This window comes from Vreelandella massiliensis, assembly GCF_900155385.1.
Lineage (GTDB): Bacteria > Pseudomonadota > Gammaproteobacteria > Pseudomonadales > Halomonadaceae > Vreelandella > Vreelandella massiliensis.
Genome location: NZ_LT699745.1, coordinates 1724887 through 1738617, shown reverse-complemented (window position 1 = coordinate 1738617; position 13731 = coordinate 1724887). Strand labels below are relative to the sequence as shown.

The 13731-nt window shown below is 56.9% G+C and carries 14 protein-coding genes; 8 read left to right on the top strand and 6 right to left on the bottom strand.

What is annotated here, in order from left to right; genetic code table 11:
• Positions 1 to 5: 5 nt before the first annotated feature.
• The 3 genes from BQ9846_RS12810 to BQ9846_RS12800 are packed head-to-tail and all read right to left on the bottom strand — an operon-like array spanning position 6 to position 3287.
• Positions 6 to 1613 carry a carboxyl transferase domain-containing protein gene (locus tag BQ9846_RS12810; RefSeq protein ID WP_075881339.1) on the bottom strand — a complete coding sequence of 536 codons (1608 nt, stop codon included), beginning with the start codon at positions 1611 to 1613 and terminating at the stop codon, positions 6 to 8.
• Between the two features lie 10 nt (positions 1614 to 1623).
• Complete coding sequence (locus tag BQ9846_RS12805; protein ID WP_075881338.1) at positions 1624 to 2793, bottom strand: isovaleryl-CoA dehydrogenase; 1170 nt, start codon at positions 2791 to 2793, stop codon at positions 1624 to 1626.
• A 29-nt stretch (positions 2794 to 2822) separates the two neighbouring features.
• A complete protein-coding gene (locus BQ9846_RS12800) occupies positions 2823 to 3287 on the bottom strand; it encodes a MerR family transcriptional regulator (protein WP_075881337.1) in 465 nt (154 codons plus the stop codon).
• 322 nt (positions 3288 to 3609) lie between these two features.
• Here BQ9846_RS12800 and BQ9846_RS12795 point away from each other — a divergent pair, with 322 nt between their 5' ends.
• The 8 genes from BQ9846_RS12795 to mmsB all read left to right on the top strand — a co-directional run bounded on the left by BQ9846_RS12795 (position 3610) and on the right by mmsB (position 11963).
• Positions 3610 to 4416, top strand: coding sequence for an ABC transporter ATP-binding protein (locus tag BQ9846_RS12795; RefSeq protein WP_075881336.1), 807 nt, complete (start codon positions 3610 to 3612; stop codon positions 4414 to 4416).
• Positions 4413 to 5168 carry an ABC transporter ATP-binding protein gene (locus BQ9846_RS12790; RefSeq protein ID WP_075881335.1) on the top strand — a complete coding sequence of 252 codons (756 nt, stop codon included), beginning with the start codon at positions 4413 to 4415 and terminating at the stop codon, positions 5166 to 5168. Before BQ9846_RS12795 ends, BQ9846_RS12790 begins: the two co-directional genes overlap by 4 nt.
• Positions 5169 to 5291: 123 nt before the next feature.
• A complete protein-coding gene (locus BQ9846_RS12785; RefSeq protein WP_075881334.1) occupies positions 5292 to 6515 on the top strand; it encodes an ABC transporter substrate-binding protein in 1224 nt (407 codons plus the stop codon).
• Between the two features lie 90 nt (positions 6516 to 6605).
• Positions 6606 to 7493, top strand: a complete 888-nt coding sequence (locus tag BQ9846_RS12780; RefSeq protein WP_075881333.1) for a branched-chain amino acid ABC transporter permease — start codon at positions 6606 to 6608, stop codon at positions 7491 to 7493.
• An 89-nt stretch (positions 7494 to 7582) separates the two neighbouring features.
• A complete protein-coding gene (locus BQ9846_RS12775; protein WP_422821896.1) occupies positions 7583 to 8512 on the top strand; it encodes a branched-chain amino acid ABC transporter permease in 930 nt (309 codons plus the stop codon).
• Positions 8513 to 8705: 193 nt separating this feature from the next.
• Positions 8706 to 9860: an acyl-CoA dehydrogenase family protein gene (locus BQ9846_RS12770; protein ID WP_075881331.1), complete on the top strand. Its 1155-nt coding sequence runs from the start codon at positions 8706 to 8708 to the stop codon at positions 9858 to 9860.
• 34 nt (positions 9861 to 9894) lie between these two features.
• Positions 9895 to 11013, top strand: a complete 1119-nt coding sequence (locus tag BQ9846_RS12765; protein ID WP_075881330.1) for an enoyl-CoA hydratase/isomerase family protein — start codon at positions 9895 to 9897, stop codon at positions 11011 to 11013.
• A gap of 53 nt (positions 11014 to 11066) precedes the next feature.
• A complete protein-coding gene (mmsB, locus tag BQ9846_RS12760; RefSeq protein ID WP_075881329.1) occupies positions 11067 to 11963 on the top strand; it encodes a 3-hydroxyisobutyrate dehydrogenase in 897 nt (298 codons plus the stop codon).
• On the opposite strand, the gene BQ9846_RS12755 is transcribed toward mmsB, so the two are convergent.
• The 3 genes from BQ9846_RS12755 to BQ9846_RS12745 all read right to left on the bottom strand — a co-directional run bounded on the left by BQ9846_RS12755 (position 11945) and on the right by BQ9846_RS12745 (position 13647).
• Positions 11945 to 12874 carry a ketopantoate reductase family protein gene (locus BQ9846_RS12755; RefSeq protein WP_075881328.1) on the bottom strand — a complete coding sequence of 310 codons (930 nt, stop codon included), beginning with the start codon at positions 12872 to 12874 and terminating at the stop codon, positions 11945 to 11947. The genes mmsB and BQ9846_RS12755 overlap by 19 nt on opposite strands.
• A 250-nt stretch (positions 12875 to 13124) precedes the next feature.
• A complete protein-coding gene (gene brnA / locus BQ9846_RS12750; RefSeq protein ID WP_075881327.1) occupies positions 13125 to 13394 on the bottom strand; it encodes a type II toxin-antitoxin system BrnA family antitoxin in 270 nt (89 codons plus the stop codon).
• Positions 13384 to 13647, bottom strand: coding sequence for a BrnT family toxin (locus BQ9846_RS12745; protein WP_075881326.1), 264 nt, complete (start codon positions 13645 to 13647; stop codon positions 13384 to 13386). Before BQ9846_RS12745 ends, brnA begins: the two co-directional genes overlap by 11 nt.
• Between the last annotated feature and the right edge of the window lie 84 nt (positions 13648 to 13731).

Below are 13731 nucleotides of genomic sequence, written 5' to 3'. Positions count from 1 at the left end.
GCTCCTTACATCCGGAACACGCCGAAGCGTGTCTCTTCAATTTCGGCATTCATCGCGGCGGCAAGCGAAAGCCCCAATACATCGCGAGTTTGGGCTGGGTCGATCACGCCGTCATCCCAGAGGCGAGCGCTGGCATAATAGGGATGGCCCTGGTGCTCGTACTGCTCGCGCGTCGGCTGTTTGAACGCCTCTTCCTCGGCTTGGGTCCACTCGCGGCCTTCGCGTTCGATCTGCTCGCGCTTGACCTGCGCGAGGACGCCGGCAGCTTGCTCACCGCCCATCACGGAAATACGCGCGTTGGGCCACATAAAGAGCAGGTTGGGGTCATAGGCGCGGCCGCACATGCCGTAGTTGCCGGCGCCGAAGCTGCCGCCGATGAGTACGGTGAACTTGGGCACTTTGGCGCAGGCGACGGCGGTGACAAGCTTGGCGCCGTGCTTGGCGATACCCTCGTGCTCGTACTTGGAGCCGACCATGAAGCCGGTGATGTTCTGCAAAAAGATCAGCGGAATCTGGCGCTGGGCGCAGAGCTCAATAAAGTGCGCGCCTTTGACCGCCGATTCCGAGAAGAGCACGCCGTTGTTGGCGACGATACCCACCGGGTAGCCATGAATATGGGCAAAGCCGGTCACTAGCGTGTCGCCGTAGTAGCGCTTGAATTCGTCAAAATCGGAGTCGTCGACCGTGCGGGCGATGACTTCACGCACGTCATAGGGCTTTTTCAGGTCGGTGCCGACGATGCCGTAGAGCTCACTGGGGTCGAGCTTGGGTGGCTTGGGCGGCTGCATCTTGAGTTCGCCGCGCTTTTGCCAATTCAGCCGTGAGACGCAAGCACGCGCCAGCTGCAGGGCGTGGGCGTCGTTTTCGGCGTAGTGGTCCGCCACGCCGCTAAGCTTGGCGTGCACATCCGCGCCGCCGAGGTCTTCGGCGCTGATGGACTCGCCGGTGGCGGCTTTCACCAATGGCGGGCCGCCGAGGAAAATCGTGCCCTGCTCCTTGACGATGATGGATTCATCGGCCATGGCCGGCACGTAGGCACCGCCGGCGGTGCAGGAGCCCATGACCACCGCGATTTGCGGAATGCCTTCGGCGGACAGGGTGGCCTGGTTATAGAAGATGCGCCCGAAGTGATCGCGGTCCGGGAAAACTTCGTCCTGACGGGGCAAAAAGGCGCCGCCGGAGTCGACCAGATAGATACACGGTAAACGGTGCTTGCGGGCGATCTCCTGGGCGCGGATATGTTTTTTTACCGTCATCGGGAAGTAGGTGCCGCCCTTGACGGTGGCGTCGTTGGCAACGATCACGCACTCAACGCCACTGACGCGGCCGATCCCCGTGACCACCCCCGCCGCGGGGACCTCGGTTTCGTAAACGTTGTGCGCGGCCAGCGCGGAAAACTCAAGAAACGGGGAGCCTTCGTCGATCAGGTGGTCGATGCGGTCGCGGACAAACAGCTTGCCGCGCGATTCGTGGCGGGCGCGAGCCTTTTCGCCGCCGCCCTGGTTGATGGCGGCGGTGAGCTCGCGGAGCTTCATCACCTCGGCGCGCATGGCGGCTTCGTTGGCCTGGAAGGCGTCGCTGCGCGGGTTGATCTGCGTGGTTAGCGTACTCATGGCGAACTCCTTATTTCGACTCGTTGAAGAGTTCGCGACCAATCAGCATGCGACGAATCTCACTGGTGCCGGCGCCGATCTCATACAGTTTGGCGTCGCGCAGCAAGCGCCCGGTGGGGTACTCATTGATGTAGCCGTTGCCACCGAGTAGCTGAATGGCATCGAGTGCCACTTGGGTGGCTTTTTCCGCGCAGTAAAGGATCACACCGGCGGCGTCCTTACGCGACGTTTGGCCTTTATCGCAGGCGCTGGCGACGGCGTAGAGGTAGGCGCGACAGGCGTTCATGGTGGTGTACATATCGGCGATTTTGCCCTGCACCAGTTGGAATTCGCCGATCGACTGGTTGAACTGCTTGCGCTCATGGATATAGGGCACCACCACATCCATGGCGGCCTGCATGATGCCGATGGGGCCGGCGGCGAGAACGGTGCGCTCGTAGTCCAAGCCGCTCATCAAGACGCGCACGCCTTTACCGATGTCGCCTAGTACGTTTTCCTCGGGGACTTCGCAATCCTGGAATACCAGCTCACAGGTGTTGGAGCCGCGCATGCCCAGCTTGTCTAGCTTTTGCGCGGTGGAGAAGCCCGGCATGCCCTTTTCGATAATGAAAGCGGTGATGCCTTTTGAGCCGGCGTCCGGGTCGGTTTTGGCGTAGACCACGAGCACATCGGCGTCGGGGCCGTTGGTGATCCACATTTTATTACCGTTGAGGATGTACTTATCACCCTCTTTGCGCGCCCGTAGCTGCATGGAGACGACATCGGACCCTGCACCCGGCTCCGACATCGCCAGCGCCCCTACGTGCTCGCCGCTAATCAGTTTGGGGAGATACTTGGCTTTCTGGGAGGCTGAGGCGTTGATCTTAAGCTGGTTGACGCACAGGTTAGAGTGGGCGCCATAGGAGAGCGCCACCGAGGCGCTGGCCCGTGAAATCTCTTCCATGGCAATGCAGTGGGCGAGATAGCCCATGCCGCTACCGCCGTCCTCTTCCGAGACGGTAATGCCTAAAAGGCCCATATCGCCAAACTTCTGCCACAGATCGTTGGGGAATTCGTTTTTTTCGTCGATTTCAGCGGCGCGCGGGGCGATCTCGTCGCGAGCAAAGGCGTTGACCTGCTCACGCAGCATATTGAGTTCGTCGTCAAGGCCAAAATCGAGTTCAGAGTAGTGGGTAAACATGGTCAATCACCTTTGCTTGGTTGGTAGCGTTAATGCATGGTCGCGGAGGTTGATGCGCCTTTAGGATTGGCTGTTTTGCGGCTATCCGCCGAGCGCTCTTCTTCTTCTAATTTTTGATGCAGTTCTTCTAGCGCCTGGCGACAGCGAATCTCAGCGCTCTCTAGCTCTAGCTGCACCATGGTGATGTCTTTCATCTGCTGCTCCAACGCCGCGCGGCGTTCAGAGATTTTGCTTAGCATCAGATGCAGCTGCTTTTCGCTGCCGCTGCGGGTTTCATCCCAAAGCTCAAACAGCTCGCGGATCTCCGCCAGAGAAAAACCTAACCGCTTGCCGCGCAGCGTCAGTTTGAGGCGCACTCGGTCCTTGCTGCTGTAGACGCGCGTTTGGCCACGCCGCGAGGGATGAAGAAGTTCTTGATCTTCGTAAAAACGGATGCTGCGAGTGGTGACATCAAACTCATTGGCCAGCTCGCTAATGGAGTAGGTTTTACTCATAATGTTGTTTCTCGCAATAGGGGAAGTGTCCCTATGGAACATTGTCACTGAGGCTAAAACAAGTTCACGTTAACGTAAAGTGCTAATGGTGCGATATTTGATTGCGTTGAAAATAGTTAAGTTTCTGTTTTTTATAAAATTAGTGCATTTTTTGGAGCTGTATAGGAGGTTGCGTATACCAAAGTTGTAATTGTCACAACCCCTTAAGCGTTGCTAGTTTGCACCTACACCTTACGTTCAGGTAAGGCTTGAGCGCCGGCAAGCGAATTTCTTTCGGTTCGGTGAAAGTCAGCACAATAACAACAAAGAGGCTTGTTACTTTATGAGTGCAGACGAAGCTCGTGAGACAGCTGCCAGTGGAAACTTTGCCCTTGAAACCCGGGGGCTAACCAAAGAGTTCCGTGGCTTCACTGCGGTCGACGACGTCAATCTTCAGGTGCAGGAAGGGCACATTCATGCCCTGATCGGCCCGAATGGCGCGGGCAAGACCACGGTGTTTAACCTGCTCACTAAATTTTTACCGCCCACACGCGGTGAGATTCTTTATCGCGGCAAACCCATTACCAGCATGAAATCTAACCAGATTGCGCGGATGGGGTTGGTGCGTTCCTTTCAAATTTCAGCGGTATTTGCCCACATGACGGCGCTTGAAAACGTGCGCGTCGCGCTGCAGCGAGAGTTGGGCACCTCGTTCCATTTCTGGAAGTCGGAAAAATCGCTTGATCACCTCAATGAGCGGGCGATGGAGCTGCTAGACGAAGTCGGGCTGGCGGAATATGCCGATACGCTAACCGTCGAAATGCCTTATGGGCGCAAGCGGGCGCTCGAAGTGGCGACCACCCTGGCACTTGAGCCCAAGATGATGCTGCTTGACGAGCCAACCCAAGGCATGGGCGCGGAAGACGTCGACCGCATTGTGGAGTTGATCCGGCGTGTCTCCAAAGGGCGCACCGTGTTGATGGTTGAGCACAACTTGAGCGTGGTCAGTCGCCTGTGTGATCGCATTACCGTGCTGGCGCGTGGGTCGGTGCTGGCGGAGGGCGACTACGAGAGCGTCTCAAGTAACCCCTTGGTGCGTGAAGCGTATATGGGGAGCGAAGAGGCCGAGGAAGAGGAAGCGCAAGCATGAATACCGCAGAACAGCTAACCCCGGAACAGCTGGACGCGACTCGGCCGCAGGGCGCGGAGATGTTGCGCATCCAGGATCTGCATGCCTTTTACGGCGAATCGCACATCCTTCATGGCGTGGATTTTGACGTCAAACGCGGCGAGCTAGTCACGCTGTTAGGGCGTAACGGCTCCGGGCGTAGCACGACGCTAAAATCCATCATGAACATGGTGGGGCGACGTACCGGATCGATTATGGTCAACGGCAACGAAACCCTAGGCATGAAGCCACACCACATCCCGCGTTTAGGTATCGGCTACTGCCCCGAAGAGCGCGGTATTTTTGCCAGCCTTGACGTTCACGAAAACCTGCTGTTGCCGCCCACGGTTCGCTCCGACGGAATGACGTTGGACGAAATTTACACCATGTTCCCGAATCTTTATGAGCGGCGCAGAAGCCAGGGCACCCGCCTTTCGGGCGGTGAGCAGCAAATGCTCGCCATGGCGCGCATCTTGCGCACCGGGGCGCGCATTCTGCTGCTCGATGAAATTACCGAAGGCTTGGCACCGGTCATTGTGCAGAAGCTTGGCGAAGTGCTGATGATGCTCAAAGAGCGCGGTATGACCATTGTGCTGGTGGAGCAGAACTTCCGCTTCGCCGCTCCTTTGGCCGATCGTCACTTTGTGATGGATCACGGCCAAATTGTCGAAGAGATTACGGCGGCGCAGCTGCCATCACGGCGTGAACATCTCAACACCATGTTGGGGGTGTAACGCTTTAGTAAGAAAGCTGCCGACGCAGCTAATTCGTAAAAGCGCATGAGTGTGCCAACTCGGCATAACAACTTGATGCGTCGCAATACAACAACAAATACCCTTCTGGGGTAGGAGACGAACATGACTTTTATGAAAAAAGCACTCACTACCAGCATCGCGCTGGCTGCCGCTTCCACCTTTGCCGTTAGCGCCGCGCAAGCGCAGATGAGCAATGATGAAGTGCGTATTGGCTATCTGGCGGATATGTCGGGTACGTATCGTGATCTTGCCGGCCCAGGCGGCTTGGAAGCCATGGTCATGGCAATTGAAGACTTCGGGGGCAGCGTCAACGGCGTCCCTATCGAAGTCATGAGCGCCGATGACCGCAACAGCGCCGATGTGGGTGCCAACACCGTGCGCGGCTGGATCGATCAAGAAAACGTCGATATGGTCGGTGGTATGGTGGCCTCATCGGTCTCGATTGCGGTGTCCAAAGTGGTGGAGGAGAATGATGGCCTGGCGATTATTTCCGGGTCAGCGGCCTCAAGCATCACCAATGAGCACTGCACACCCAACCACATCCACTACGTTTATGACACCTATCCGCTCGCTAACGGCACGGCAAAGGCGGTTGTTGAGCAGGGCGGCGAAACCTGGTTCATGCTCACCGCCGATTACGCCTTTGGTCACGCGCTGGAAGCCGACGTCACCAAGGTCGTGGAAGAGAACGGCGGTGAAGTGGTGGGAGGCGTGCGTCATCCCTTCCCGACCAATGATTTCTCCTCTTACATTCTGCAAGCACAGGGCTCAGGCGCTGATATCGTCGGGCTTGCCAATGCCGGTTCTGATACGGTTAACGCGATCACCACCGCCAGTCAGTTCGGCTTGACGCAGTCGGGCCAGCAGCTCGCGGGTCTTCTGATCTTCCTTAACGACGTCCATGCGTTGGGGCTTGAAGCGACGCAAAACCTGCTTCTCACCACCGGCTGGTACTGGGATATGGATGATCAGGCGCGTGAGTGGTCGGATCGTTACTTTGAGCGCGTTGGCAAGCGCCCGACAATGGTACAAGCGGGTGTTTACTCCAGCACCATGCACTATCTGAAATCGGTAGAAGCCGCGGGTACCGATGACCCTGAAACCGTGCGTGCGCAGATGGCTGCCGAGCCGATCAACGACTTCTTCGCCCGTAACGGCCAGATTCGTGAAGATGGTCGCATGGTCCACGATATGTATCTCGCCCAGGTGAAAACGCCGGAAGAGTCCACCGGTGAGTGGGATCTGTACAAGATTCTGAGCACCATTCCCGCCGACGAAGCCTATCGTCCGCTGTCTGAAAGTCAGTGTGACCTGGTGCAGAACTAAGCCAGCACCACTGATCAGTGATAAGTAAAAAAGGAGGCGGTATGGCCTGCTGGTCATGCCCCTCCGCTTGACGGCGAGGAGAGTCATAACATGACGATGATATTTGGCGTGCCTTTGGCGGTGTTTATGGGGCAGCTCATGCTGGGCCTGGTAAACGGTGCCTTTTACGCGCTGCTCAGCTTGGGTCTGGCGGTAATTTTCGGCCTGCTTAAAATCGTTAACTTTGCCCACGGGGCGCAGTACATGCTCGGGGCATTTGCCGCGCTGTTGGGCTTTGAGTATCTAGGTGTTAACTACTGGTTGGCGCTGTTTTTAGTGCCGCTTGTGGTGGGCGCCTTTGGCATGCTGCTTGAGCGTTATCTGTTGCGTCGGATTGCGCACTTGGACCACTTATACGGCCTGCTTTTGACCTTTGGTTTGGCACTCATTTTCGAAGGCACGCTGATCAATTTCTTTGGCGTATCAGGCGCGCGTTATACCACGCCTGAAGCGCTGCAAGGCGGCTTGAACTTAGGCTTTATGTTCCTGCCGACCTACCGTGCCTGGGTGCTGGTCGCCGCCTTGGCCATGTGTCTATTTACCTGGTTTATGATCGAGCGCACTCGTCTGGGGGCGTATCTGCGCGCCGGGACGGAAAACTCTCAGTTGATGCAGGCGTTTGGCGTTAACGTGCCGCTATTGATTACGCTGACCTACGGTTTCGGCGTGGCGTTGGCCGCCTTTGCCGGGGTGCTTGCCGCACCGCTTTACCCCGTTTCCCCGACCATGGGGTCTAGTCTTCTGATTGTGGTGTTTGCGGTAGTGGTCATTGGCGGCATGGGCTCCATCTTTGGCGCCATCGTGACCGGCTTGGCCATGGGGATTATCGAGGGGCTGACCAAGGTGTATTACCCGGAAGCTGCTAATACCGTGATCTTCTTAGTCATGATCCTGGTGCTCATGTTACGCCCCGCTGGGCTGTTCGGTAAGGAGGCTTAACCATGGCTGACTCTCAATCTCTTTCGCAAGCAGCGCCGCAAGCAACGACGTTGCCGTCGGCGGTGCTAGAGCGCCAGCGTCGCGCCAAAATGCGCCGCAATATGTTTTATCTTGCCCTGGTGGCGATCGGGCTTGTCGCTCCTTTTGTTGCCTACCCCGTGTTTTTGATGAAGGTGCTCTGCTTTGCCTTGTTCGCCAGTGCGTTTAACTTGCTACTGGGTTACGCGGGCTTGCTCTCCTTCGGCCATGCCGCGTTTCTGGCCACTGGTGGATATATTACCGGCTACCTATTGGCAAGCTACCCAGGGTTAACGCCGGAATTGGGGATTATTGCCGGTACCTTGGTGGCTACCGCGCTAGGGGCCGTGTTTGGGGTGCTGTCGATTCGCCGTCAAGGTATTTACTTTGCCATGGTGACCCTGGCACTCGCTCAGCTGGTGTTCTTTGTCTATATCCAGGCGCCTTTCACCGGCGGTGAAGATGGGCTCCACGGCGTCCCGCGCGGAGCGCTATTTGGTGTCATCGATCTAAGCAGCAACCTTGCGATGTACTATTTCGTGTTTGCTGTCTTTCTGTTCGGCTTCGCGCTGATTCAGCGCACGGTGCATTCGCCTTATGGCCAGGTGCTCAAGGCGATCCGTGAAAACGAGCCCCGCGCCGTTTCATTGGGCTATAACACCGATGCCTATAAGCTGATGGCGTTTGTCCTCTCCGCTGCGTTGGCAGGCCTTGCCGGTTCGACCAAAACCGTGGTGTTTCAGCTCGCCTCCTTGACCGATGCGCACTGGCACATGTCGGGCGAGGTCATTCTAATGACGCTACTCGGTGGTGTTGGGACGCTCTTGGGGCCGATCGCTGGTGCGGGTATCGTGGTCAGCTTGCAGCACGTGCTGGGGCAGTCGCCACTTGGCAACTGGGTGAGTGTGATCCTCGGAATTATCTTCGTGGTCTGCGTATTGAGCTTTCGTAGCGGTATCATCGGTGAATTGGCGCGTATGTATAACAAAAACTTTAAATAACCCTGTTTGCTCGTCTGTCCGTTGTTTTGGCGCCCGCGTGGCGCCTTTTTTATAAGGGCATAGCCAAAGGTCGCAGGCTAAAAGGCGTTGCTTGTGAAAGCACAAAATAATAAGTTAACGTAAACGTCAATTAGCTAGCCGATAACGATAAAAGCAACTTGTCAGCCACCGGCTGATCGAAGCGGAGAACCCCATGAATTTTGAGCTAAACGAAGATCAAATCGCCTTTGCCGACATGGCACGCGCTTTCGCCCAGAATGAGTTAGAGCCGCACGCCGCCGAGTGGGATCAAGACGCCATCTTCCCCGTTGACGTGATCCGCAAGGCGGGAGAGCTGGGTTTTTGCTCGCTTTACGCGCCGGAAAGCGTCGGGGGACTGGGGCTTTCGCGCCTGGATGCCAGCATTATTTTTGAGCAGCTCTCTATGGGCTGCACGTCCACCACCGCCTATCTCACCATCCACAACATGGTGACTTGGATGTTGGCGGATTTTGGCCAGCCCGAAGTAGTGCAGGAGTGGGGGCCGAAGCTTGCCACCGGTGAGCTGTTGGGGTCTTACTGCCTGACCGAGCCCAATGCCGGCTCCGATGCCGCCTCGCTAAAGACCACGGCCAAGCGCGACGGCGACGACTTCGTCCTCAACGGCAGCAAGATGTTTATCTCCGGTGCGGGCAGCACCGATTTTCTCGTGGTGATGGCGCGCACCGGCGGTGAAGGGGCAAGCGGTGTTTCCGCTTTTGCCGTGGATGCCAAGAGCGAGGGCATCAGCTACGGCCGCAAAGAGGACAAAATGGGCTGGAATAGCCAGCCAACGCGGATGATCACCTTTGAAGATGTTCGTGTTCCCGCCAGCAATATGCTGGGTAAAGAGGGCGATGGCTTTAAAATTGCCATGAAGGGCCTGGACGGTGGGCGTATCAATATCGCGACGTGCTCCATCGGCACGGCGCAGCAGGCGATTAATAAGGCGCGCGAATACATGCTGGAGCGTAAGCAGTTCGGCAGAAAACTGGCGGACTTCCAAGCGCTACAGTTCCGCTTGGCGGATATGGTCACCGAGCTTGTGGCGGCGCGGCAGATGGTTCGCTTGGCGGCCACCAAGCTGGATGCCGGCCACGCCGATGCGGGTGCGTACTGTGCGATGGCGAAACGTTTTGCCACCGATGTAGGCTTTAACGTCTGCGATGAGGCGCTGCAGCTATACGGCGGCAACGGCTACATCAAGGAGTACCCGATGGAGCGCTATGTTCGCGATACGCGTGTCCATCGCATTCTGGAGGGGACGAATGAAATCATGCGCTTAATCATTTCTCGTCGCGTCTTGGCGGAGGGCGCTACTGAGCTATAAGCTCTGCTAGACCGTAACCCAGAAGGAGCGCTGAATGAGCAGTGTGATTTTTACTGAACACCCGACCCACGATGGGCATACCATCGGCGAAATCAAGCTAAATGCCGAGCGTTCGCTCAACGCGCTGACGCTTGAAATGATCGATGAAATATTACCGCGTCTTGAGCGCTGGGAGCAGGACGACAAGGTGGTGGCGATTCTGCTCGACAGCGCCGGTGAGAAAGCTTTCTGCGCCGGTGGAGACGTGGTCAATCTCTATAAAGGCATTATTGGTGAAGCGGACCCTGATTTTCCGCAAAACTTCTTTGAGCGCGAGTATCGTCTCGATTACCGCCTGCACACCTTTGCAAAGCCGGTGATTTGTTGGGGCAACGGCATCGTCATGGGCGGCGGTATGGGGCTTTTAAATGCAAGCAGCCACCGTATCGTGACGGAAACCTCTCGCTTGGCGATGCCGGAAGTCACCATCGGTCTCTACCCGGACGTGGGCGCAAGCTGGTTCTTGAACCGCCTGCCTAATGGGACTGGCGAGTTTTTGGCGATTACCGGTAGCCAGATTAATGCCGTCGATGCCCATCACCTAGGGCTTGCCGATCGCATGATCGCCAGTGACAAACGCGCAGAACTCATTGATCAGCTAACCGATGCCAGTTGGGGCGACGACGAGCGCGCCGATGCCCAAGGCGTGGTGAATAAGGTGCTGCGCGAGCTGGAACGCCAATCTCAACCGGTATTCAAGGAGATGGAGGCACCGGTCTATAAGTTCAGCCCGCTGATACGCGAGTTGATTGATCACGACACCATCGAGCAGGTTGTTGCGGCGATCCTAGCAGTGGAAAGTGACGACAAGTGGTTTGGTAAAGCGCAGAAAACGCTCTCCCACGGCAGCCCTGTTTCCGTCAAGCTGATCGATGAGCAGCTTAAACGGGCGAAGTATATGTCACTCGCCCAGGTGTTTCAGTCCGAGCTTGAGCTTTCGGTGCAGTGCTGTCGCCACCGTGAATTCCCCGAAGGCGTGCGCGCGCTTCTGGTCGATAAAGACGGTAAGCCCCAGTGGACCTATTCAAGCGTCGCTGAGGTGGAAGGCAGCTTTATCGAAGGGCTGTTGACGCCACCTTGGGCGGAAAACCCGTTGGCCGATCTTGGCGAGTGAGCCTTTAGGGCGACATATTTACATCAAGCAGACAACAATAAGGACGCGACACAATGGCAACGATTGCATTTATCGGCCTGGGTAACATGGGCGGCCCGATGGCCGCCAACTTGGCAAAAGCGGGGCACGAGGTGCGCGCTTTTGATCTCTCCTCCCAAGCGCTGGAGACCGCCAAATCGCAAGGCTGTAGCGTAGCGAATTCCGCACAGGAGGCCGCCTCGGGGGCGGAGTTTGTTATCTCCATGCTTCCGGCGGGTAAGCACGTGCGTGGGCTGTATGTGGATGGTGAAGCGCCGCTTTTCGATATAGTCAACTCGGATGCGTTGATCATCGACTGCTCCACGATCGATGCCGATACGGCGCGTGCCGTGGCGGCCGCAGGTGAAGAGAAGGGCATCGGTTTTGTGGATGCGCCGGTTTCCGGCGGCGTGGGGGGTGCCAAAGCCGGCACGCTCACGTTCATCGTGGGCGGCAGCGAGGCGCAGTTTGCCAAGGCCAAACCAGTGCTGGAGGCGATGGCCAAGAATATCTTCCACGCCGGTGATCACGGTGCCGGACAAATCGCCAAGGTGTGCAACAATATGCTGCTGTCGATTCTGATGGCGGGCACCTGCGAAGCGATCAATATGGGGGTGAAAAACGGCCTCGACCCGGCGGTGCTGTCTGAAATTATGAAGCAGAGCTCCGGCGGCAACTGGGCGCTCAACGTCTACAACCCCTACCCGGGCGTTATGGAAAACGCGCCTGCCTCTAATGGCTATCAGGGTGGCTTCCAGGTGGACTTGATGTTTAAAGACTTGGGTCTAGCCATGGATGTCAGCCAGCAGAGCGCCTCTCCCGTACCCATGGGCTCGGCTGCACGGTCGCTGTTTAATTTGCACAAAGCCAACGGTAACGGTGGGCTCGATTTCTCAAGCCTGATGCAGTTCTATCAAGACAAGGATGCCTGAGCCGCCTCTTTGTGTGTCAGTGCTTGATCAAGCGCCGCCAGTTCCTGGTAGGTGAGCCGGTGGCGCTTGGCGCTCTCTAATAGAGGGCCTAATATCGCCCCGCGCTCGGTGGGACGGTTGGCTTCTATATCCTGCAGCATCGAGGCTTTGTTGTTGGCGGTGTTATTCACGACCTGCCATACCCAGTCACGCCACGCCTGCTCTTCACGGGCATTAGAGGGTGGCGCGATACCTTCGGCGTGCATGATCCGCGCAATCTCTTTTACAACCGCGTCAACACGGGCGGCATGGTCGGCTTGACGCAACTCACCGTTACGAATTCCTTGCAGAGCCACCAGCGGATTGATAGCCGCGTTGACCGCGAGCTTCTGCCACAGGCGCTGGCGAATATCGCTGACCGCTGTGCTGCTCAAGCCTGCGTGCGATAACGCTTCAGCCAGCGTTTGTGCCAGGGTGCCATGCTGATTATTCAGGTCACCAATAAACGTCTGCCCGCGCCCGGCATGCACCACGCCGTCCTCGCCGGTGAGGTAGGCGCCCTCGGTCGTCGTGGCGCAGAGTACCGGCCCCGGCCACGCGTGCGTCAGGCGCGGCTGAACATAAAAACCGTTTTGCCATAGCACTAGCGGCGTCGTGCTGGGTATAACGCCGGCGATGCTCTCGAGCGCCGGCTCAGCGGTCATGGCTTTCGTGGTGATATGCACAAACGCCGGTGGGGGCGGCTTATCCGCGTGCAACGCCGCCGCCGTTGTGATGGAGAGGTGCTGGGCGAGGCGCTCACCCTCTGGGGTGGTCAGCGTTTGTTGAACCGGTAGCAGACGGCGCCCAATCAGCGTGACGTCTGCGTGGGGCGCTAGCAAATGGGCCAAAAGGCGTCCAATGGCGCCAGGGCCGAGTATCCAGTGGGTCACCTACGCCACCCATTTCTGTCGATGAGCAGCGAACTCAACCACCAGTTCAAAGACGTTGTCACATTTCTCTTTAAACGCGATCCTGTCATAGCTCTCCGGTAGATCTTTATCCAGAACTTCCGCAATGACTGCCTTCACCGCACGCTGAGTCTGGCCATCTTTCCACCAATCCTGTCATGAACCAACACTTTCGGATGGCTTTCCTTTAGCCGAATGAACCGGACGGATTCTCCGTAGTTATGCCTCTCCGTTAGTGGACGCCGCCTGCGTTGCCCTGATTAAACGGCTTGTGGGCGGCCTCCGCCTGCAAACGTTCAACCAACCAGACCTTGATAATGGATTGACGGGTAACGCCAATACGCGCAGCCTCACGGTCCAGAGATTCTACGACCCAGGCCGGAAAATCAACATTGATTCGCTTTTGCTCCTGATTCACCCGCCTGGCGGAAGACAGTTCAAGATCCTCAACAACGTCTTCCTGCCCCTCATCAAACTTCTTGTCGAAATCTTTAGTTTTCATAAAGCTCAACCTCTTTCTTGCGGGAACGCCTAACCGAAATCAGGCGAATACGCCCTTCACGGTATGCCGCAACGGCCGACCAGTGTTTGTCACCCATCTTGCCAATCAGCAGATATCGGGGCTCATCCACGCACTTTGCCTTTACTTCCAGCAAATATGGATCTTTCCACAACTGCTGGGAAGCCACGAAGTCAATGCCGTGCTTGTCCAGATTGGTTTTGCTTTTGGTTCCGTCAAATTCAAACTCATCCATGAGTACAAAATATTCCTTTTTTACTCAATCGGCAAGAGAGTTCATTTAGGCTGAACTTCCTATGCTAGCGATACAAAAATGGGG